15 protein-coding genes, 1 tRNA gene and 1 pseudogene are annotated in these 21,034 nt (G+C 54.6%); 5 read left to right on the top strand and 12 right to left on the bottom strand.

Going from position 1 to position 21,034, the window contains the following annotated elements; genetic code table 11:
* Positions 1–31 precede the first annotated feature (31 nt).
* On the bottom strand, positions 32–952 hold the full coding sequence (gene ribF / locus HT085_RS00350; RefSeq protein ID WP_025455760.1) for a bifunctional riboflavin kinase/FAD synthetase: 921 nt from the start codon (positions 950–952) through the stop codon (positions 32–34).
* A gap of 410 nt (positions 953–1,362) precedes the next feature.
* Here ribF and HT085_RS00345 point away from each other — a divergent pair, with 410 nt between their 5' ends.
* Positions 1,363–2,172 (top strand): opacity family porin, encoded by an 810-nt coding sequence (locus tag HT085_RS00345; RefSeq protein WP_172763949.1) that lies wholly within the window; start codon positions 1,363–1,365, stop codon positions 2,170–2,172.
* Here HT085_RS00345 and HT085_RS00340 read toward each other — a convergent pair.
* From HT085_RS00340 to HT085_RS00315, 6 genes are all read right to left on the bottom strand, one after another.
* Entirely contained in the window at positions 2,146–2,304 is a 159-nt protein-coding gene (locus HT085_RS00340; protein ID WP_154236104.1) for a hypothetical protein, read from the bottom strand. The two genes, HT085_RS00345 and HT085_RS00340, sit on opposite strands and share 27 nt — an antisense overlap.
* 530 nt (positions 2,305–2,834) lie before the next feature.
* Complete coding sequence (gene tyrS, locus HT085_RS00335; protein WP_003690527.1) at positions 2,835–4,130, bottom strand: tyrosine--tRNA ligase; 1,296 nt, start codon at positions 4,128–4,130, stop codon at positions 2,835–2,837.
* 61 nt (positions 4,131–4,191) lie between these two features.
* Positions 4,192–6,066: an acyltransferase family protein gene (locus tag HT085_RS00330; RefSeq protein WP_003687310.1), complete on the bottom strand. Its 1,875-nt coding sequence runs from the start codon at positions 6,064–6,066 to the stop codon at positions 4,192–4,194.
* Positions 6,063–6,302 (bottom strand): hypothetical protein, encoded by a 240-nt coding sequence (locus tag HT085_RS00325; protein WP_003687308.1) that lies wholly within the window; start codon positions 6,300–6,302, stop codon positions 6,063–6,065. Before HT085_RS00325 ends, HT085_RS00330 begins: the two co-directional genes overlap by 4 nt.
* Positions 6,303–6,339: 37 nt before the next feature.
* Positions 6,340–7,431 (bottom strand): redox-regulated ATPase YchF, encoded by a 1,092-nt coding sequence (gene ychF, locus HT085_RS00320; protein ID WP_003687306.1) that lies wholly within the window; start codon positions 7,429–7,431, stop codon positions 6,340–6,342.
* 113 nt (positions 7,432–7,544) lie between these two features.
* On the bottom strand, positions 7,545–9,221 hold the full coding sequence (locus HT085_RS00315) for a formate--tetrahydrofolate ligase (protein ID WP_003687303.1): 1,677 nt from the start codon (positions 9,219–9,221) through the stop codon (positions 7,545–7,547).
* A gap of 174 nt (positions 9,222–9,395) precedes the next feature.
* Here HT085_RS00315 and HT085_RS00310 point away from each other — a divergent pair.
* Positions 9,396–9,826 (top strand): annotated as a pseudogene (locus tag HT085_RS00310) (EamA family transporter).
* A gap of 33 nt (positions 9,827–9,859) precedes the next feature.
* On the opposite strand, the gene murU reads toward HT085_RS00310, so the two are convergent.
* The 5 genes from murU to HT085_RS00285 all read right to left on the bottom strand — a co-directional run bounded on the left by murU (position 9,860) and on the right by HT085_RS00285 (position 12,631).
* Positions 9,860–10,555, bottom strand: coding sequence for an N-acetylmuramate alpha-1-phosphate uridylyltransferase MurU (murU, locus tag HT085_RS00305; RefSeq protein WP_003687300.1), 696 nt, complete (start codon positions 10,553–10,555; stop codon positions 9,860–9,862).
* 15 nt (positions 10,556–10,570) lie between these two features.
* Positions 10,571–11,071, bottom strand: coding sequence for a 4-hydroxyphenylacetate 3-monooxygenase, reductase component (gene hpaC, locus HT085_RS00300; RefSeq protein ID WP_003687298.1), 501 nt, complete (start codon positions 11,069–11,071; stop codon positions 10,571–10,573).
* A 114-nt stretch (positions 11,072–11,185) separates the two neighbouring features.
* Entirely contained in the window at positions 11,186–11,626 is a 441-nt protein-coding gene (nadR, locus tag HT085_RS00295; protein ID WP_003687296.1) for a MarR family adhesin repressor NadR, read from the bottom strand.
* A 340-nt stretch (positions 11,627–11,966) separates the two neighbouring features.
* Complete coding sequence (locus HT085_RS00290) at positions 11,967–12,476, bottom strand: protein disulfide oxidoreductase (protein WP_003687293.1); 510 nt, start codon at positions 12,474–12,476, stop codon at positions 11,967–11,969.
* 79 nt (positions 12,477–12,555) lie between these two features.
* Positions 12,556–12,631: transfer RNA gene (locus HT085_RS00285), tRNA-Lys, on the bottom strand.
* 218 nt (positions 12,632–12,849) lie between these two features.
* On the opposite strand from HT085_RS00285, the gene apbC reads away from it, so the two are divergent.
* From apbC to carA, 3 genes are all read left to right on the top strand, one after another.
* Positions 12,850–13,929: an iron-sulfur cluster carrier protein ApbC gene (gene apbC / locus HT085_RS00280; protein WP_003699443.1), complete on the top strand. Its 1,080-nt coding sequence runs from the start codon at positions 12,850–12,852 to the stop codon at positions 13,927–13,929.
* Between the two features lie 1,441 nt (positions 13,930–15,370).
* Positions 15,371–18,535, top strand: coding sequence for a PilC family type IV pilus tip adhesin (gene pilC / locus HT085_RS00275; protein WP_172763930.1), 3,165 nt, complete (start codon positions 15,371–15,373; stop codon positions 18,533–18,535).
* 1,325 nt (positions 18,536–19,860) lie between these two features.
* Entirely contained in the window at positions 19,861–20,994 is a 1,134-nt protein-coding gene (carA, locus tag HT085_RS00270) for a glutamine-hydrolyzing carbamoyl-phosphate synthase small subunit (protein ID WP_003687283.1), read from the top strand.
* The last annotated feature ends 40 nt before the right edge of the window (positions 20,995–21,034 follow it).

Below are 21,034 nucleotides of genomic sequence, written 5' to 3'. Positions count from 1 at the left end.
AGCCCAATCGGATGGTTTGTATAAGGTTTTTCTACCAACACTTTGCGGCTTCCATATCGGCTTCAATCCGCCTTTTCAGTTCTTCCATACCGTCAAACTTTTCCTCGTCGCGCAGTTTGTGCAGGAAGCGGACGTTCAACCGTTGTCCGTACAGGTCGCCTTGAAAGTCGAACAGGTGGACTTCAAGCTTTTGAGAACAGCCGCCATCAACGGTGGGATTGAAGCCGAAGCTCGCCACGCCGCGCCGCGTGCCGAATGCGCCGTCCGCTTCGACGACGAACACGCCGCCGAGTGCATAACGGTGGCCGGGCAGTCGGATGTTGGCGGTCGGGGCGTTTAAGGTGCGCCCGAGTTTTCTGCCGTGCACCACCCTGCCCCCCAAAACGTAGTCGTGTCCCAAAAGTTTTTTCGCATAGGCAAGGTTGCCGTCTGAAAGGGCTTGGCGGACGGCGGTGCTGCTGGTGCGGATGTCTTCGACGATGACGGAAGGCGTGCGCTCGGTTTGCATATCGGGCTGTTGTGCCAAAAGTTCAAAACAGCCTTCGCGCCCCGCGCCGAAACGAAAATCATCGCCGACGAGCAAATAGCGCGTATTCAAGGTTTGACGCAGCAGGCGGTCGATAAATGCTTGCGCGGATATTTCGGAAAAATTCCGATCGAAACGCAAAACCCAGGCGGCATCGACGCAACCCGTCCCTTCCAGCAATTCCAGTTTGGTACGCAGGGGGCTGATACGGCAGGGCGGGGTTTTGCCGGTACGGAGTGCGAAAAATTCTTTGGGTTGGGGTTCGAAAACGACGGCCACGACGGGCAATCCGCGCGTATCGGCTTCGAGGCGGAGTTTTTGGAGGATGTGTTTGTGTCCGAGGTGTACGCCGTCGAAATTGCCTATGGTTACGGCGGCCCCGTGCGGAAAGTCGGGCGCGTTGTGCCGCCCCGGCCTGATTTTCATTGTATTTCCTTTTCGGTTGAAACCCCGCCACTCGGACATCCGTCCTTCGGGGCGGCAGGATCAGACTTTATTCGGGAGGGGTGCAACCCCTTCCAAATCAGGACGACACATAGGGCGGTGCTTGATGTGCCGTCCCGTGTGTTGAAACATTGTTGCGTTCGGGTATGTGGTGAAACAGGCGGTCATTGTAAACGGTATTGCGGTTTATAGACAGTGTGCCGCCCGTTCCGCCCGCCCGACGCGGGAAAAGTAGGCAAATTTCCCGCCGCCGAACGCGCCAAACGCATAAAACGCGCAGCAGGCGCGGTGCTATGTATTGAAACACCGCCCGGAACCCGATATAATCCGCCCTTCAACATCAGTGAAAATCTTTTTTTAACCGGTCAAACCGAATAAGGAGCCGAAAATGAATCCAGCCCGCAAAAAACCTTCTCTTCTCTTCTCTTCTCTTCTCTTCTCTTCTCTTCCCTTCCGCAGCGCAGGCGGCAAGTGAAGACGGCGGCCGCGGCCCGTATGTGCAGGCGGATTTAGCCTATGCCGCCGAACGCATTACCCACGATTATCCGGAACCAACCGCTCAAAAAAAAGGCAAAATAAGCACGGTAAGCGATTATTTCAGAAACATCCGTACGCATTCCGTCCACCCCAGGGTGTCGGTCGGCTACGACTTCGGCGGCTGGAGGATAGCGGCAGATTATGCCCGTTACAGAAAATGGAACGACAATAAATATTCCGTGAACATAAAAGAGTTGGGAAGAAACGATAAGACCTCTTCTGGCAGCAGAGGCCATCTTAACATACAAACCCGAAAGACGGAACATCAGGAAAACGGCACATTCCACGCCGTTTCTTCTCTCGGCTTGTCCGCCGTTTACGATTTCAAACTCAACGATAAATTCAAACCCTATATCGGCGCGCGCGTCGCCTACGGACACGTCAGACATCAGGTTCGTTCGGTTGAACAAGAAACCATTGCTGTTACCACTTACCCACAGAATGCTGCGTCAAGTGTTACCACAAATGCTCCGATCCGCAAACTTCCCCATCACGAAAGCCGCAGCATCAGCAGCTTGGGCTTCGGCGCAGTGGCAGGCGTAGGCATCGACATCACGCCCAAGCTGACCCTGGACGCCGGCTACCGCTACCACAACTGGGGACGCTTGGAAAACACCCGCTTCAAAACCCACGAAGCCTCATTGGGCGTGCGCTACCGCTTCTGATTCCCCGATACCGATGCCGTCTGAACCTTCAGACGGCATTTTTAATCGCCCGCCGTTTACAGGCGCGGGGCGGGCGCAGTAAAATACCCGAACCGTCATTCCCGACAACACCGTAATCTCGAAACCCGTCATTCCCGCGCAGGCGGAAATCCGGACCCCTGACGCGGCGGGAATCTATCGGAAATAACTGAAACCCCGCGTCCTAGATTCCCACTTCCGTGGGAATGACGGTTCGGTTGCGTTCCGACAACACCGCAATCTTAAAACCCGTCATTCCCGACAACACCGCAATCTCGAAACCCGTCATTCCCGCGCAGGCGGGAATCTAGATCTGTCAGTGCAGGAACTTATCGGGCAAAACGGTTTCTTGAGATTTTGAGTCCTGGATTCCCACTTTCACGGGAATGACAATTCATAAGTTTCCCGAAATTCCAACATAACCGAAACCTGACAGTAACCGTAGCAACTGAACCGTCATTCCCACGAAAGCGGGCATCTAGAACGTAGAACTGAAGAAACCGTTTTGCCCGATAAGTTTCCGTGCGGACAAGTTTGAATTCCCGCCTGCATGGAAATGACGACATATCGGCAGGCGCAGGGTGTTTTGCATTTGATAAAAATGCCGTCTGAAAGCTTCAGACGGCATTTCTGCGGCAATCGGATTATTTCCAAACCAAAAGCGCGTGGTTGCGTTTGCCGCGCCGGAGGATGGTGTATTTGCCGAAACGTTTGTATTCGCCTATCAACAGATAGGCATCGTCGGGGCGTTCGGCGGCGTGGTTGGGGTTGTTGGCTTCAGCCGGTTTGCCGTTGAGCAGAACCGCTTTGGCATTGACAAAGCCGCGCGCTTCTTTGTTGGACGCTGCCAAGCCGGTTTTGACCAAGGCTTCGACGGCGTTGATGCCGTCTGAAACTTCAAATGCAGGCAGGCCGTCGAGGGCGAGCTGCTCGAAGTCGCTTTCGGTAAGCCGGCTTTGGTCTTCGGCAAACAGGCTTTCGGAAATGCGTTGCGCGGCGGCAAGGGCTTCTTCGCCGTGAATCAGGCGGGTCATTTCTTCGGCGAGGATGCGTTGCGCTTCGGGCTTGCTGCCGCTTGCCTTGTCTTTGGCTTCGATGACACCGATTTCTTCGATGGACAGGAAGGTAAAGTATTTCAGGAATTTATACACATCGGCATCGGCGACTTTCAGCCAGAACTGGTAGAACTGGTACGGCGAGGTTTTTTTCGCGTTCAGCCACACCGCGCCGCCTTCGGTTTTGCCGAATTTGGTACCGTCGGATTTGGTAACCAAAGGCAGGGTCAGACCGAACACTTGTTTTTGGTTCAGGCGGCGGGTCAGGTCGATACCGGCGGTGATGTTGCCCCACTGGTCGGAACCGCCGATTTCCAAAACCGCGCCGTGGCGTTTGTTCAACTCGGCGAAGTCGTAGCCTTGCAGCAGGGAATAGGCGAACTCGGTAAAGGAAATGCCTGCGCCGTCGCGGTCGATGCGCTGTTTGACGGATTCTTTGTTCAGCATGGCGTTGACGGAGAAATGCTTGCCGATGTCGCGCAGGAAGTCGAGGCAGTTCATGCTGCCGAACCAGTCGGCATTGTTCGCCATAATGGCGGCGTTTCCGCCTTCAAAGCTCAAGAAAGGGGTTAATTGGCTGCGTATGCTTCCTACCCAGCCGGCAACGGTTTCGGCGGAATTCAAGCTGCGTTCGGCGGCTTTGAAGCTGGGGTCGCCGATCATACCGGTCGCGCCGCCCACCAGTGCAATCGGCGTATGCCCCGCCTGTTGGAAGCGGCGCAATGCCAATACGGGCAGCAGGTGTCCGATGTGCAGGCTGTCGGCTGTCGGGTCGAAACCGCAGTAAAGGGCGATTTTTTGTTCGTTCAGCAAAGCGTCTAAGGCTTCGATGTCGGTGGTTTGCGCGATAAGGCCGCGCGATTGCAGGTCTTGGATGACGCTCATCGGTCTCTTTCAAAAAAATTAGCGGTTTTGCAAACCGCCGATTGTAACAAATTTAAGCGAATCAATGGTTATGGCGCGTATCGAGAAACCTTTGTTTTTCGGAAAAACGCTTCGCCAATTCTGTGCCGCCGTAAGGGTTGATGTGGTCTTTGTCCGAGTAAACCGGCAATCCGCCGATTTGGAAATCTGCGGGGATATAGGCGGCGGCATCAATAATATAGACGTTGGGGTATTTGGCTGCCAATTCCCTGATGCGGGCATTGGCTTTCAGGGTGCTTTCGTCGTCCGGGCGCAGTGTTTGGCGGCAACCCGGTATGCGTGAAGACAAGATATAGGCGCGCTGGACGTTGTAAGACGAAGCCAAGTTGTCCGCCATCAGGTAAACGGCTTGTTTTTCGGATGAGAGTTTGTGCAGCATACGGTCGAATTTTTGGAAAAAACCGGCATCGTAGGCAAGGGAGCGGCTGTTTTCGGGCATCTGGCTGCCCCAGCGCATCGCCAAAACCACTTTCGGATACCGGGGCAGGTGTTCTTCGGCATAGCGGTAAACGGCGCGGCAGGCGGCCCAGTTTTGGAACACACGGGACGCGTAGCCTTCCACATAGGCGCAGGCGTCGGCGGAAACCATAGTGGCGGACCATTTTTCTTTTTTGCCCACGGCATCGAAGAATGTTTTGTAATGGTCGGCGTGGGAGTCGCCCAAAACCAGCAGTTCCGGCTGTTTTTCCGTATCCCCCCACAGGCATTGTTTGCCGGTATTGTTGTGGCAGGAGGTGTTGGAACGCGTCAGCCCCAAGCGGTCGTATTGCGCCATAAACGGCAGCCTCATCGCGAAAAACGAGCCCGCCCCCAAAACGAGCATAGGCAAGGCATAAATCCATAAAACGGATTGTGCGAACGAGCCTTTCCATTTTTTAAACGGCTTTTCGATGCAGTGATAAGAAATCAGGGAAAACGCCAGGGTCAGGACGATCGCTGCCGCCGGCGAATAAGGCGGCAGGTTGTCCGGGCCGATATAGCGCATAAAGGCCAATATCGGCCAATGCCACAGATAAAGCGAATAGGAAATCAAACCGGCGGCAACGGTGATTTTCCATTGGAAAAATTTTTTAAGCGGGTGTTCGTAATGGTTGAAATAAATCAGCGCGGCAACAGCCAGACAGGGAATCAGGGCGGCGGGGCCCGGGAAATAGGCGGTTTGTTCCGAATAGGCAAACAGGCAGGCGGACAGTATGCACGCGGAAAACAATGCGCCGACGGCGGCATACCGTTTCCCGACGGCGGGATTCCGCTGTTGCCGGTACCGCATCCGCACGGCGGTCAGCGATCCGACCAGCATTTCGCAGGCGCGCAGGTGGGGCAGGTAATATTTATCGAGCGCGGAAGGCATAAAGGAAGCGGCAAGGCTTAAGGCGCACAATGCGGCGAGGAAGCCGAACTGTACGCGCAGGCTTTTGCGGGCGACAAGCAACAGCAATATCGGAAAGACAAAGTAAAATTGTTCTTCGACCGACAAAGACCAGATGTGCAGCAGGGGCTTTTCTTCCTGCGCGGGATCGAAATAATCCTTCCCCCTTGCAAAATACAGGTTGGAGGCGAAACCCAAGGCGGTCAGCGCGGATTTCCACAAAAGAAAGAAATCATCTTTGGTGAATAAAAAGAAGCCGCCTGCCAGCGTTGCCGCCAATACGGCGAAAAATGCGGGCAAAATCCGTTTGATGCGGCGGATATAAAATGTCTTGAGGAAGAAACGCCCCCCGGACATTTCGCGAAGGAGGATCGCCGTCATCAAAAAGCCTGAAATCACAAAGAATATATCGACACCGAGAAACCCGCCCGGCAGCCAATCCTTTTCGATATGGAACACGATGACGGACAAGACGGCGGCGGCGCGCAATGTGTCGATGTCCGGGCGGTAGGGTAAGGCTTGGCTCATAATGTTTTTACTTGAAACGCGGCGGGCTGTGCAAATGCCGTCTGAAAGGTCATTTTGTATCGGGGTTCGGGATATTCGGAATACCGGACGGCTTCCCGTAACGGCAGGGCAGGCGGTTTGTTTTGCAGGAATCGGGGAGGGCAAATCGGAAATGCGGGCGGGATTTTATTTTGATGCGGCTGCATTCCGGCGGTATGGGAACGTCGAAAACCACCAAAACCGGCTTCAGACGGCATTTCCGGCAAAGCCGTCTGAAAACCTGCCGCATTTGGGTTACACGTTAAACAAAAAGTGCATCACGTCGCCGTCCTGCACGACGTATTCCTTGCCTTCCACGCGCATTTTGCCGGCTTCTTTGGCTTTGGCTTCGCCGCCGAGCGAGACAAAATCATCGTAGGCAATCACTTGGGCGCGGATGAAGCCGCGTTCAAAATCCGTATGGATCACGCCGGCGGCTTGCGGCGCGGTGTCGCCTTTGTGTATCGTCCACGCGCGGACTTCTTTCACGCCGGCGGTGAAGTAGGTTTGCAGTCCCAAAAGGTCGTAACCCGCGCGGATGAGGCGGTTCAAGCCCGGTTCTTCCAAGCCCATTTCGGCGAGAAATTCGGCTTTTTCACCGTCTTCCAATTCGGCGATTTCGCTCTCCATCGCGGCGCAGACGGCAACGACGGGGGCGTTTTCTTTTGCCGCCAATTCTTTCAGGCGGTCGAGGTGCGGGTTGTTTTCAAAACCGTCTTCGGCAACGTTTCCCACATACATCGCAGGTTTGGCGGTCAGCAGGAACAGCGGCTTCAGCAGCGCGCGTTCTTCCGCGTCCAAACCGAAGGAACGCACGGGTTTGCCTTCGTCCAGATGCGGCAGCAGTTTTTTGCACAAATCGACTAGTTTTTGCGCGTCTTTGTCGCCTGATCGGGCGCGTTTTTCTTCGCGGACGATGGCTTTTTCCACACTTGCCAAGTCGGCAAGCGCCAATTCGGTGCCGATGGTTTCGATGTCGGCAATCGGATCGACTTTGCCGGAAACGTGGACGATGTTGTCGTCGTCAAAGCAGCGCACGACGTTGACGATGGCATCGGTTTCACGGATGTTGGCAAGGAACCGGTTGCCCAAGCCTTCGCCTTTGCTCGCGCCCGCAACCAAGCCGGCAATATCGACAAACTCGACGATGGCGGGCTGCATTTTTTGCGGATTGACGATTTTCGCCAGCTCCGCCATACGCGGGTCGGGCACTTCGACGATGCCGACGTTGGGTTCGATGGTGCAGAAGGGATAGTTTGCCGCTTCGATGCCCGATTGGGTCAGCGCGTTAAAAAGGGTGGATTTGCCGACGTTGGGCAAACCGACGATGCCGCATTTCAAACTCATGGTTTTTCCTGAAAATAGAGAAATTTAACGGAGAATTATAGCATACCGCCGCCCGCGTTCCGAAAAAATGCCGTCTGAAACGGCTTCAGACGGCATCCGGTTTCAAAAACCGTTCAGAACAAGCCGTGAATCACGCCGTGTTCGTCCACATCGATTTTCTCGGCAGCCGGAACTTTCGGCAGGCCCGGCATTTTCATCATATTGCCGCACAACGCAACGATGAAGCCCGCGCCGGCGGAAACAGTGATACCGCGTACGGTGATGCGGAAGCCTTCGGGGCAGCCCAAGAGTTTGGCGTTGTCGCTCAATGAATATTGGGTTTTCGCCATGCAGATCGGCATTTTGTCCAAGCCCAGTTTTTCCAGCGAGGCGATTTCGGCAGACGCTTCCGCGCTGAAATCGACATCTTCCGCGCCGTACACTTTTTGGGCAATCGCACGGATTTTGTCTTTGATGCCCAACTCGACATCGTAGGCGAAACCGAAGTTATTAGGTTGGTTGTCGATGGCATTGACGACTTTGCGCGCCAAATCCGCGCCGCCCGCGCCGCCTTTGCCCCACACTTCGGTCAGGGAAACTTCAACGCCGTGTTCGGCACAGGCTTTTTCAATCATCGCCAACTCGGCATCGGAGTCGGACACGAAGCGGTTGAGCGCAACGACGACGGGCAGTCCGAATACGTTTTTCAGGTTGGAAATGTGTTTCAACAGGTTGGGCAAACCTTTTGCCAAAGCTTCGAGGTTTTCTTCACCAAGGTTGGCGCGTTCCACGCCGCCGTTGTATTTCAGGGCGCGGACAGTCGCCACGACGACTGCCGCATCAGGTTTCAAACCGGCAAGGCGGCATTTGATGTCGCAGAATTTTTCCGCACCCAAGTCCGCGCCGAAGCCTGCTTCGGTTACGGCGTAATCGGCAAGGTGTTTCGCCAGACGGGTTGCGGTAACGGAGTTGCAGCCGTGGGCGATGTTGGCGAACGGGCCGCCGTGTACAAAGGCCGGAGTGCCTTCGATGGTTTGCACCAAATTGGGCTTAATCGCATCTTTTAGCAATGCCGCCATCGCGCCGTGTGCCTTCAAATCTTTGGCGTAAACGGGGCTGCCGTCTTTGGCGTAGGCGACGAGAATATTGCCAAAACGCTCTTTCAAATCGCTGATGTCTTTGGCAAGGCAGAATACCGCCATCACTTCGGAGGCGACGGTGATGTCGAAGCCGTCGGGACGCATCACGCCGTCAACAGGCTTGCCCATACCGTCGATGATGTTGCGCAACTGGCGGTCGTTCATATCGACCACGCGCCGCCACAGCACGCGTTTGGGGTCGATGTTCAACTCGTTACCTTGGTAGATATGGTTGTCGAGCATGGCGGCGAGGAGGTTATTCGCCGCACCGATGGCGTGGAAGTCGCCGGTGAAGTGCAGGTTGATGTCTTCCATCGGCAAAACTTGCGCGTAGCCGCCGCCTGCCGCGCCGCCTTTCACGCCGAACACCGGACCCAAAGAAGGCTCGCGCAAAGCAATCACAGAGTCTTTGCCGATATGGCGCAATGCGTCCGCCAAACCGATGGTTACGGTGGTTTTGCCTTCGCCCGCCGGAGTCGGGTTGATGGCGGTAACCAAAATCAGCCTGCCTTGTTTTTGCGGCAGCTTGAACGCTTCGGCAGGATTGATTTTGGCTTTGTAATGACCGTAAGGCTCAATGTTGTCAACGTTCAAACCCAGCTTGGCGGCAATTTCGCCAATCGGGCGCATGGTGGAGGATTGGGCGGTTTCGGCATCGGTTTTGAAGCTCATGATTTTCCTTTAGAAATGAGGAGGGACATGCCGTCTGAAAGCATCAGGCGACAAACAGGTGGATTGAAAATAATATCAGGCATATTATAACGTTATCCGCACCAAACCCGCAGTGAAATTTTTGACGCAGCAACAAAAATACCGTTCATATTGTTCACAATCAAAGGAGAAAACATGGGCAGCAACGCATGGCTGTTTTGGGCATTGGCATCGGCAGGCTTCGCCTCATTGACCGCCGTTTTCGCCAAAATGGGCTTGCAGGGCATAGATTCGGATTTCGCCGCCTTTATCCGCACCTTGGTCATCCTCGCCGCCTTGGTATTGTTTTTGACCTACACCGGCAAATGGCAGGGCGTAAACGGCTTCACGGGGCGCAACCGGACGTTTCCGGTTTTGTCCGGACTCGCCACCGGCGCATCTTGGCTCGCCTACTTCAAAGCCCTGCAACTGGGCAAAGCCCCGCAAGTCGCGCCCGTCGACAAATTCAGCCTGGTCTTGGTCGCGCTGATGGCGGTGATTTTCTTAGACGAACGCCCGAACACGCAGGAATGGATAGACTTGGGGCTGGTTACGGCGGCGTGTTGACGTTGGCACTGAAACGTTAAACCGAATCCGCCATACCGCCTGAAACCGAGTTTTCACTTCCAAGCCGCTGCAAGGGCTTGCGCTTCCTTCAGACGGCATACCGTGCCGACATCCAGCCACAGGCCCGTATGCTTCTGACCGCTCACGCGGTTTTGCCGCATTTCGTTCAGCAATACGGGCGCGAGTTTTGCCACACTGCCCGCTTCGATTCCGTCAAACATTTCAGGACGGTAAATACCCACGCCGCTGAATGTCAGTCCGTTGCCGCCGGATACTTCCGGCCGCACGCTGCCGTCGGGCAGCAGGGAAAAATCGCCGTCGGGGTTGTGCGGGGGATTTCCCACCAGCCACAAATGTGCGGAAATGTGCCCGGGCAGGGACGATGCCGTCTGAAACGCGGCGGTAAAATCGATGTCGGTCAGCACGTCGCCGTTGGCCACCAAAAACGGCTGCCCACCCAACAGCGGCAATGCCTGCGCGATGCCGCCTGCCGTTTCCAAACCGCCTGCGGGTTCGGGCGAATAGGCGATGTTCACGCCATAAGCCGAGCCGTCGCCCAAAGCATTTTCTATCTGCCGACCCAGCCAAGCGTGGTTGATGACGATTTCGGTAAACCCCGCCTGCTTCAGACGGCACAAGTGCCAACCGATTAGAGGCTTACCCGCCACATCGAGCAGCGGCTTCGGAGTGGTGTCGGTCAAAGGGCGCATACGCTCGCCGCGTCCTGCCGCCAGTATCATCGCTTTCATATATCTGTCCGAATATCAGTCTAAAGGCCTAAACTGCCGTCTGAAATACAGCAGCGCGGGGCGTTTGCACCCGCAGTTTTTGATTTCGTCGAGCCTGACGTAAAACACAAAATGCGTGCCGATTTCATGTTTGCCGACAATATGCCCGTGCAGGTGCGCCAACGCGCCTTCTATTTCAAGTTGTCCCGTTTTGCCGCGATGCCAAATATGGTAGGCAAACCGCTCTTCGGGCGACAGGCCGGTCAGCCCGGCAAAATGTTCGGCAACATCCTGATGTTCGTCCGCCAGCATATTGATGCAGAGGCTGCCGTTTTCCGACAGGATCGGAATGATTCGCGCACTCCGGTTTATGCACAGCATCACGGTCGGCGGCTCGTCGGTAACCGGCGCAACCGCCGTCATTGTAATGCCGTAACGCCCTGCCGCACCGTCTGTCGTGATGACATGAACGCCTGCCGCACAGGATGCCATCGCATCACGGAACGAAGTTTGAAAAGTTTTCTGCAAATCCGCCATTTTTCCCCTTTAAACCGTCCCCTATATAAGAATGCTGCACACAAGGCATCCCCCATGTGCAGCAGTTCTGATTCAAAAAGCCGTCGGTCGGACGTTTCCGCGCATTACGGCGTATTACGAGTTCAACGCATCCTCGATTTTGGCAAGTTCTGCCAACAGGTCTTTAAGCAGCAGCATTTTCTCGCGGCCCAGCACTTCCTCGATAGCGTCGTAACGCTCGTCCACTTCTTCGCCGATTTCCTCATACAGCTTCTCGCCCTCGGAAGTCAGCTTCAGATAAACGCGCCGTTGGTCGTTGGAAGGTTTCAGGCGGACGACCAACCCCGCTTTTTCAAGGCGGGTCAGGATACCGGTCAGGCTGGGGCGCAAAATGCACGCCTGATTCGCCAAATCCTGAAAATCCAATGTGCCGTTTTCCGCCAAAAGACGGATAATCCGCCATTGCTGATCGGTAATATTCGCCTGATTCAGAATAGGCCTGAATTGGGTCATCAGGGCTTCCCTTGCCTGTATCAGACCGATATTGATAGACGCATGTTTTGATTGGGTAGGCATTGTTTAAGTCTCCAAGTTATCGAAAATCAAACTTTCAAACCGTCGGGAAAGCCTGTGGGCGTAATTTTTGATGCAACCGTTATATAACAAAACGAACATATAGCAACAATACGCTATAAACCTCATCGGACGACCGGGTATAAAAGACTTTAATTCCGATAATCCTATCTGAAAATATTTTAATAGTTATATTTTAATCTATTTTTCCCACAATCACAACAAGGGATTACATCGGCAGGCGCGCCGGCTCTTTCCCAAAAAACAAAAGCCGCCGCATCCGCCGCGCAAGGCATATGCCGTTTGATTCTCTACATAGCGGAAAGTTTGACAAAAACAAAAGTTAACCGAAAAAATCCGCCTGAAAAATTCGTGCGCGCAAGCCCCAATAACTGCTGATTCCCGTCGTATAGCGGACCATTTTCCCATTTTTGACCAAAACGACGGCAGGCGTTGCGGCAATCCGCCAAGACCTTGCCAAACCCCCGTCCTCATCGCTGACAGTCGGAAAGCCCAAGCCCCGTTTTGCCATATATGCCGCCACTTCGGACGCGCTGCCGGAACGTACCGCCACGCCGACGACCGGCACGCCGTCCGCCGCCAAATCATCGATTATCGGCGACTGATAACGGCACACGCCGCACCAGCTTCCCCAAAAATACACCAGCACCGTCCTATCCCGGCTAAACTGTCCCAAAGTCAGCCGCTGCCCCGACAGCAGGGTCAAAGGCCGCCCTGCCGCCCCGGCAGGTTCGTCGGGCTTGCGTACCCAATCCAAAAACAGCGACACCAGCAAAAACACCAATGCCGTCCGAACGGCAAATTTGATGCCCGAAAGCAGTTTCTTTTTCATACACCCCCGCAAACGGTACGCCCGCGCAACCGGCAGGCAAACAAAAAAGCCAAGTCTCGAAACTTGGCTTCCGGTTATCTGGTGGGTCGTGAGCGATTCGAACGCTCGACCAACGGATTAAAAGTCCGCTGCTCTACCGGCTGAGCTAACGACCCGATAAGCCGTGCATTATACAGCCCCGTTCCCCGCCGTCAAGCAAATTTTACAGGCTTAATTGCAGACTGCTGTTTGCACGGGATATTTTGACAACGGATTTTCACAATCCGCCGCATACCGTGTAAAAGTTCGCACAAGAAAAAAGCAAACCGCCCGAAATCATGTACACTTTCCGTCTATCTTCCCCTCACACGACTTGCGAACAGAGGCACACATCATGAATATACAAAACATCCGCACCCTCCTCGACACCGTCGCCGTTCCGAATACGGCACGCACGCTCGGCGGCGAAAAGGCCGTCCGCTCGGTCGGACAGCGTTCAGACGGCATCCACATCGCCCTGCATTTCGGCTTCCCTGTCGCGCACATCGCCGCCGCCCTCGCCGATGCCGTACAAGAAACCCTGATGCCGCTGACAGGCGACACACACATCCATCTGTCCATAGACACCGAAATCGGCACACACAAAGTCCGGCCCGGCGTCGCCACCATCAAAGGCGTGAAAAACATCATTGCCGTCGCATCGGGAAAAGGCGGCGTGGGCAAATCAACCGCCACTGCCAACCTTGCCGCCGCAATGGCGCGCATGGGCGCGCGCGTCGGCGTGCTCGATGCCGACCTTTACGGTCCGAGCCAGCCCACGATGCTGGGCGTACACGACCGCAAACCCGATCAGAAAAACCAAAAACTCATTCCCGTCGAATCTTCAGACGGCATACAGGTTATGTCCATCGGCTTTCTAGTCGATACCGGCCAAGCCGTCGTCTGGCGCGGGCCGATGGTCAGCCAAGCCTTGCAGCAGCTGATGTTCCAAAGCGAGTGGGACGAAGTGGACTATCTTTTCATCGACCTGCCCCCCGGCACGGGCGACATCCAACTCACGCTGTCCCAACGCATCCCCGTAACCGGGTCCGTCATCGTAACCACGCCGCAGGACATCGCGCTGATAGACGCGCGCAAGGCTGTGGATATGTTCCGCAAGGTCAACATTCCCATTTTGGGCGTATTGGAAAACATGTCCGTCCACATCTGCTCCAACTGCGGGCATAGCGAAGCACTGTTCGGCACGGACGGCGGCAAAGATTTGGCGGCCCGCCTCAACGTCCCCCTGCTCGGACAGCTTCCCCTAAGCCTGCCCGTGCGCGAAGCCATGGACGGCGGCACACCGGCGCAACTGTTCGACGAACACCCCGCCATCGCCCGAATCTACACCGATGCCGCATTCCAAATCGCCCTGGGCATTGCCGACAAAGGCAAAGACTTCAGCAGCCGGTTCCCTAAAATTGTCGTCGAATAAAGCCGCGCCCGAAACCGCAACAGCAATGCCGTCCCAAGCCCCGCGCCTGCCGGCGGGCTTCATAGTCCTCTCTCCCCGTGGGAGAGGGCTGGAGAGAGGGCAACAAGCCGCAAGGCTTGTATTGGGGCGGTTGAGTTGTTGGGAAAGGTTGCCGCAACTTGGAGAATGCCGCCTCCCCGGCCCTCCCCACGGGGGAGGGAGCAGGTTGCGGCAGGTTTTGCGGTTGCAGGCGGTTTGAAAAACAGATTGGATTTACAACCGTTGATTTCAGGTCGTCTGAAAAGTAAAAAGCAGCCTGCACAACCTGTTTTCCTTGCAGCAAACCTCAACCCCAACAGCCGACCCGTCCTCTCTCCCTGTGGGAGAGAGCTAGAGAGAGGGCAACAAGCCGCAAGGCTTGTATTGGGGCGGTTAAGCTGTTGGGAAAGGTTGCCGCAACTTGGAGAATGCCCTCTCCCCGGCCCTCCCCCACGGGGGAGGGAGCGGATTGCGGCAGATTTTGCGGTTGCAGGCGGTTTGAAAAACAGATTGGATTTACAACCGTTGATTTCAGGTCGTCTGAAAAGCAAAAAGCAGCCTGCACAACCTGATTAGTTTACAAAACCCTTAACCCCAACAGCCTCCCCGTCCTCTCTCCCCGTGGGAGAGGGCTGGAGAGAGGGCAACAAGCCGCAAGGCTTGTATTGGGGCGGCGAAGGTATTAGGAAAGATTGCCACCATTCGGAGAATGCCCTCTCCCCGGCCCTCCCCCACGGGGGAGGGAGTGGGTTTCGGCAGATTTTTCGGTTGCAGGCGATTTGAAAGGCAACTTAGATTTGCAGCTGTTGTTTCAGGTCGTCTGAAAAATAAAAAGCAGCCTGCACAACCTGTTTTCCTTGCAGCAAACCTCAACCCCAACAGCCGACCCGTCCTCTCTCCCTGTGGGAGAGAGCTGGAGAGAGGGCAACAAGCCGCAAGGCTTGTATTGGGGCGGTTAAGTTGTTGGGAAAGGTTGCCGCAACTTGGAGAATGCCGCCTCCCCGGCCCGCCATTGCCGCGCAGGCGGCAATGGCGGGCCAAGGAGGCGGTTGCGGATTGCCAAAAACCGCTGTACCATGGATAAGCGCGCAAGGGTAGAATAATGCGGCAACCCTATACATTGCACCCCGTCAGAGGGGCGCGTTACCTTTGCGAACATCCCCCTTTGGCAGCCGGGCGAAGGGGGCTTTGCAACCGGCAATCCGGCGGGCGCGGGATCGGGCGGTTTGCCGAATCCCGCCGTTTGCGGCGCGCCTGCCGCCGACGGTATCCCGCGAAGCAAGATTTAAGGGATAAAATATGTTCCAACACGCAGGGCGGCACATAAGGCGCCGCCCTGATTCGGAAGGGCTTGCACCCCTCCCGGACAAAGCCTGATCCTGCCGCCCCGAAGGGCGGGGGGTTTGACCGAAAAGGAAATACGATGAATAAAACTTTAAAAAGGCGGGTTTTCCGCCATACCGCGCTTTATGCCGCCATCTTGATGTTTTCCCATACCGGCGGGGGGGGGGCGATGGCGCAAACCCATAAATACGCTATTATCATGAACGAGCGAAAGCAGCCCGAGGTAAAGTGGGAGACTCAATATAGTCAATCAGCATTAAAGGACAAAGGCAGGGAGCGGACATTTAGCCATACGAGCCAGAAAGGCAGGTTCAACATCACACACAATTTTATCTCATTCAACAATAACGATACCCTTGTTTCTCAACAAAGCGGTACTGCCGTTTTTGGCACAGCCACCTACCTGCCGCCCTACGGCAAGGTTTCCGGTTTTGATGCCGACGGGCTGAAAAAGCGCAACAATGCCGTCAATTGGATTCGTACCACCCGGCCCGGGCTGGCAGGCTACGGCTACACCGGTATCCGTTGCGGAAGTACCAAAGACTGTCCCAAACTTACCTATAAAACCCGATTTTCCTTCGATAATACCGACTTGGTAGAAACAAGAGGCGGGCTGGATAGGCACACAGAGCCAAGCCGCGAAAATTCGCCCATTTACAAATTGAAGGATTATCCATGGTTGGGCGTGTCTTTCAATTTGGGCGCCGAGGGTACCGCCAAAGATGGCAGATCATCCAGCAGATTGATATCTTCTTTTGATGAAAACAATAGTAATAGTAATCAAAACCTCGTCTATACGACAGAAGATCACCGTATTTCCCTTGGCAACTGGCAGCACGAAACGACCGCCATGGCCTATTATCTGAACGCCAAGCTGCACCTGCTGGATAAAGAAAAGATTAAAGATATCACCGGCAAAACAGTGCGGTTGGGTGTCTTGAAGCCGAGCATCGATGTGAAGACACAAAATACGGGGCTTAGCGGCATTCTAAATTTTTGGTCTAAGTGGGACATTAAAGATAACGGGCAGATTCCGGTCAAGCTCGGCCTGCCGGAAGTCAAAGCCGGGCGCTGCATCAACAAACCGAACCCCAATAATAATACCAAAGCCCCTTCGCCGGCACTGACCGCCCCCGCGCTGTGGTTCGGCCCTGTGCAAAATGGTAAGGTGCAGATGTATTCCGCTTCGGTTTCCACCTACCCCGGCAGCTCGAGCAGCCGCATCTTCCTCCAAGAGCTGAAAACTCAAACCGACCCCGCCCGGCCCGGCCGGCATTCCCTCGCCGCTTTGAATACGCAGGATATCAAATCCCGCGAGCCGAATTTCAACTCAAGGCAGACCGTGATCCGATTGCCGGGCGGCGTGTACCGGATCGCCCCGACTCGCGACAGGATCGTGGGTTTGAATGGCAATGACGGCAAAAACGACACTTTCGGCATCTACAAGGACAGGCTCGTCACACCTGAGGCCGACGAGTGGGCAAAAGTGCTGCTGCCTTGGACGGTCCGGTATTACGGTAATGACGATATATTTAAAACATTCAACCAACCAAACAACAAAAAACAAAGCGACAAAAAACAATACAGCCAAAAATACCGCATCCGCACAAAAGAAGATGACAATGACAAACCCCGCGATTTGGGCGACATCGTCAACAGCCCGATTGTCGCGGTCGGCGGGTATTTGGCAACCGCCGCGAACGACGGGATGGTGCATATCTTCAAAAAAACCGGCACGGATGAACGAGGCTACGAACTGAAGCTCAGCTACATCCCCGGCACGATGCCGCGCCAATATTTTGATAACGACACTTCCACTCTCAAAGACTCCACCCTCGCCCAAGAGCTGCGCACCTTTGCCGAAAAAGGCTATGTGGGCGACCGCTACGGCGTGGACGGCGGCTTTGTCTTGCGCCGCATTACAGATGACCAAGACAAGCAAAAACATTTCTTTATGTTTGGTGCGATGGGCCTGGGCGGCAGAGGCGCGTATGCCTTGGATTTAAGCAAAATCGACAGCAGCAACCTGACCGGCGTTTCCATGTTTGATGTCCAAAACGACAAAAATAACAATAACAATAAGAATGACAATAATCGCGTGAAATTAGGCTACACCGTCGGTACGCCGCAAATCGGCAAAACCCAAAACGGCAAATACGCCGCCTTCCTCGCTTCCGGTTATGCGGCTAAAAATATTGGCAGCGGCGATAATACAACCGCGCTGTATGTGTATGATTTGGAAAACACCAGTGGTAGTCTGATTAAAAAAATCGAAGCACCCGGCGGCAAAGGCGGGCTTTCGTCCCCCACGCTGGTGGATAAAGATTTGGACGGCACAGTCGATATCGCCTATGCCGGCGACCGGGGCGGCAATATGTACCGCTTTGATTTGAGCGATTCCAATCCTGATAAATGGTCTGTAAGGACTATTTTCGAAGGCGACAAGCCGATTACTTCCGCGCCCGCCGTTTCCCGACTGGCAGACAAACGCGTCGTCATCTTCGGTACGGGCAGCGATTTGACCGAAGATGATGTACTGAATACGGGCGAACAATATATTTACGGTATCTTTGACGACGATAAGGCGGCGAATAATGTAAATGCAAGCCGCGGCGTTTTGGGGAGCGGGCTGCTCGAGCAACACCTTACTCAGGAAAATAAAACATTATTCCTGAACAAGAGATCCGACGGTTCGGGCAGCAAGGGCTGGGCGGTGAAATTGACAGGCGGACGGCGCGTTACCGTCAAACCGACCGTGGTATTGCGTACCGCCTTCGTAACCATCCGCAAATATAAAGACGACGGCTGCGGCGCGGAAACCGCCATTTTGGGCATCAATACCGCCGACGGCGGCGCATTGACTCCGAGAAGCGCGCGCCCGATTGTGCCGGATCACAATTCGGTTGCGCAATATTCCGGCCATCAGAAAATGAACGGCAAGTCCATCCCCATAGGCTGCATGTGGAAAAACAGCAAAACCGTCTGCCCGAACGGATATGTTTACGACAAACCGGTTAATGTGCGTTACCTGGACGAAAAGAAAACAGACGATTTCCCCGTCACGGCAGACGGTGATGCAGGCGGCAGCGGAACATTCAAAGAGGGTAAAAAACCCGCCCGCAATAACCGGTGCTTCTCCGGAAAAGGTGTGCGCACCCTGCTGATGAACGATTTGGACAGCTTGGATATTACCGGCCCGATGTGCGGTATCAAACGCTTAAGCTGGCGCGAAGTCTTCTTCTGACCCGCCTGCGCGGCCGGTTTTTCCGCAAATGCCGTCCGAAAGACCTTCAGACGGCATTTTTTTGCGTTTTTCGGGAGGGGGCGGCAAATGAAACGCGTCATTCCCGCGCAGGCGGGAATCTAGGACGTAAAATCTCAAGAAACCGTTGTACCCGATAAGTTTCCGTGCCGACAAGTCCGGATTCCCGCCTGCGCGGGAATGACGGTTCAGTTGCGTAGGACTGGATTGTGAAAAGGGGCGGATTCGGTGAAAACGGCGGAAATGCGGGATTGATGGAATCGGCGGGCTGAAGCCCTCCCTACGCAACACCCTGCGGCGTACTCAAATCAACACGGAAACTTATGCGCCGTCATTCCCGCGCAGGCGGGAATCTAGACATTCAATACTAAGGCAATTTATCGGGAATGACTGAAACTCAAAAAACCGGATTCCCACTTTCGTGGGAATGACGGGATTAGAGTTTCAAAATTTATTCTAAATAGCTGAAACTCAACGCACCGGATTCCCGCCTGCGCGGGAATGACGAAGTGGAAGTTACCCGAAACTTAAAACAAGCGAAACCGAACGAACCGGATTCCCACTTTCGTGGGAATGACGGGGTTTTAGGTTTCTGATTTTGGTTTTCTGTTTTTGAGGGAATGATGAAATTTTGAGTTTTAGGAATTTATCGGAAAAAACAGAAACCGCTCCGCCGTCATTCCCGCGCAGGCGGGAATCTAGACATTCAATACTAAGGCAATTTATCGGGAATGACTGAAACTCAAAAAACCGGATTCCCACTTTCGTGGGAATGACGGAATTTTAGGTTTCTGTTTTTGGTTTTCTGTTTTTGAGGGAATGATGAAATTTTGAGTTTTAGGAATTTATCGGAAAAAACAGAAACCGCTCCGCCGTCATTCCCGCGCAGGCGGGAATCTAGGACGTAAAATCTCAAGAAACCGTTGTACCCGATAAGTTTCCGTGCCGACAGGTCCGGATTCCCGCCTGCGCGGGAATGACGGTTCGGGTATTCCCATAGTTTCGCCGGGCGGACGTGGGGAAATGCGTAACGGGCATAGGGGGCGCGGAGCGGGCGGTTTTATGCCCCGGATTTCCGTTTTCGCGCGAACATATCAGCCCGCCTGCCGCGTTTGCGCTTGAAATCGGGTATGTTTCGTCTTAAAATATGCTGCTTTCAGGGTATAGGCACTTGCCCGAAAAGCACGTTACGCGGTTTTGTTCTGCGGCGTGTTTTTTTTTGACCGGATTTTTCCGACCGGATGCCCCCTGCCGAAGTCCCTTCAGACGGCATTGTCAAGAATTTTATTAAAAACAGGATTCCCATCATGAGCACCCCCGCCCTCCTCGTCCTCGCTGACGGCAGCGTATTCCACGGCACATCAATCGGTTACGAAGGTTCGGCTTCCGGCGAAGTCGTGTTCAATACTTCGATGACCGGCTATCAGGAAATCCTGACCGATCCGTCCTACTGCAAACAAATCGTTACCCTCACCTACCCCCACATCGGCAACACCGGCACCAACGCCGAAGATGAAGAAAGCCGCAGCGTTTATGCCGCCGGCCTGATTATCCGCGACCTGCCGCTCTTGCACAGCAGCTTCCGCGCCTCCGAAAGCCTGCACGACTATTTGGTACGCAACGAAACCGTCGCCATCGCCGACATCGACACCCGCCGCCTGACCATGCTGTTGCGCGAAAAAGGCGCGCAAGGCGGCGCGATTCTGACAGGTGCGGATGCCACCGTTGAAAAAGCGCAAGAACTCATCGCCGCATTCGGCAGCATGGTCGGCAAAGATTTGGCAAAAGAAGTTTCCTGCACGGAAACTTACGAATGGACGGAAGGCGAATGGGAATTGGGCAAAGGTTTCGTTACCCCTGACAAACAGCCTTACCACGTCGTCGCCTACGATTTCGGCGTGAAAACCAACATCCTGCGTATGCTCGCCTCGCGCGGCTGCCGCCTGACCGTCGTCCCCGCACAAACGAGCGCGGAAGACGTGTTGGCACTCAATCCCGACGGCGTGTTCCTGTCCAACGGCCCCGGCGACCCCGAGCCTTGCACCTACGCCATCGAAGCCGTGCAAAAACTGATGGAAAGCGGCAAACCGATTTTCGGCATCTGCTTGGGACACCAGCTCATCAGCCTCGCCATCGGCGCGAAAACCCTGAAAATGCGCTTCAGCCACCACGGTGCGAACCATCCTGTGCAAGATTTGGACAGCGGCAAAGTCGTCATTACCAGCCAAAACCACGGTTTCGCCGTCGATGCCGACACCCTGCCCGCCAACGCACGCATTACCCACAAATCCTTGTTCGACAATACCTTGCAAGGCATCGAGCTGACCGACAAACCCGTGTTCTGTTTCCAAGGACACCCCGAAGCCAGCCCGGGTCCGCAAGATGTCGGCTATTTGTTCGACAAATTCATTGGCAATATGAAGGCTGCAAAACAAGCATAATGATTTTCAGACGGCAACAGTATGCTGCTGCCGTCTGAAA

The sequence above is a fragment of the Neisseria gonorrhoeae genome (assembly GCF_013030075.1).
Lineage (GTDB): Bacteria > Pseudomonadota > Gammaproteobacteria > Burkholderiales > Neisseriaceae > Neisseria > Neisseria gonorrhoeae.
Note: the sequence above shows the minus strand (reverse complement) of the source record. Positions and strands in the feature narration are given on the sequence as shown.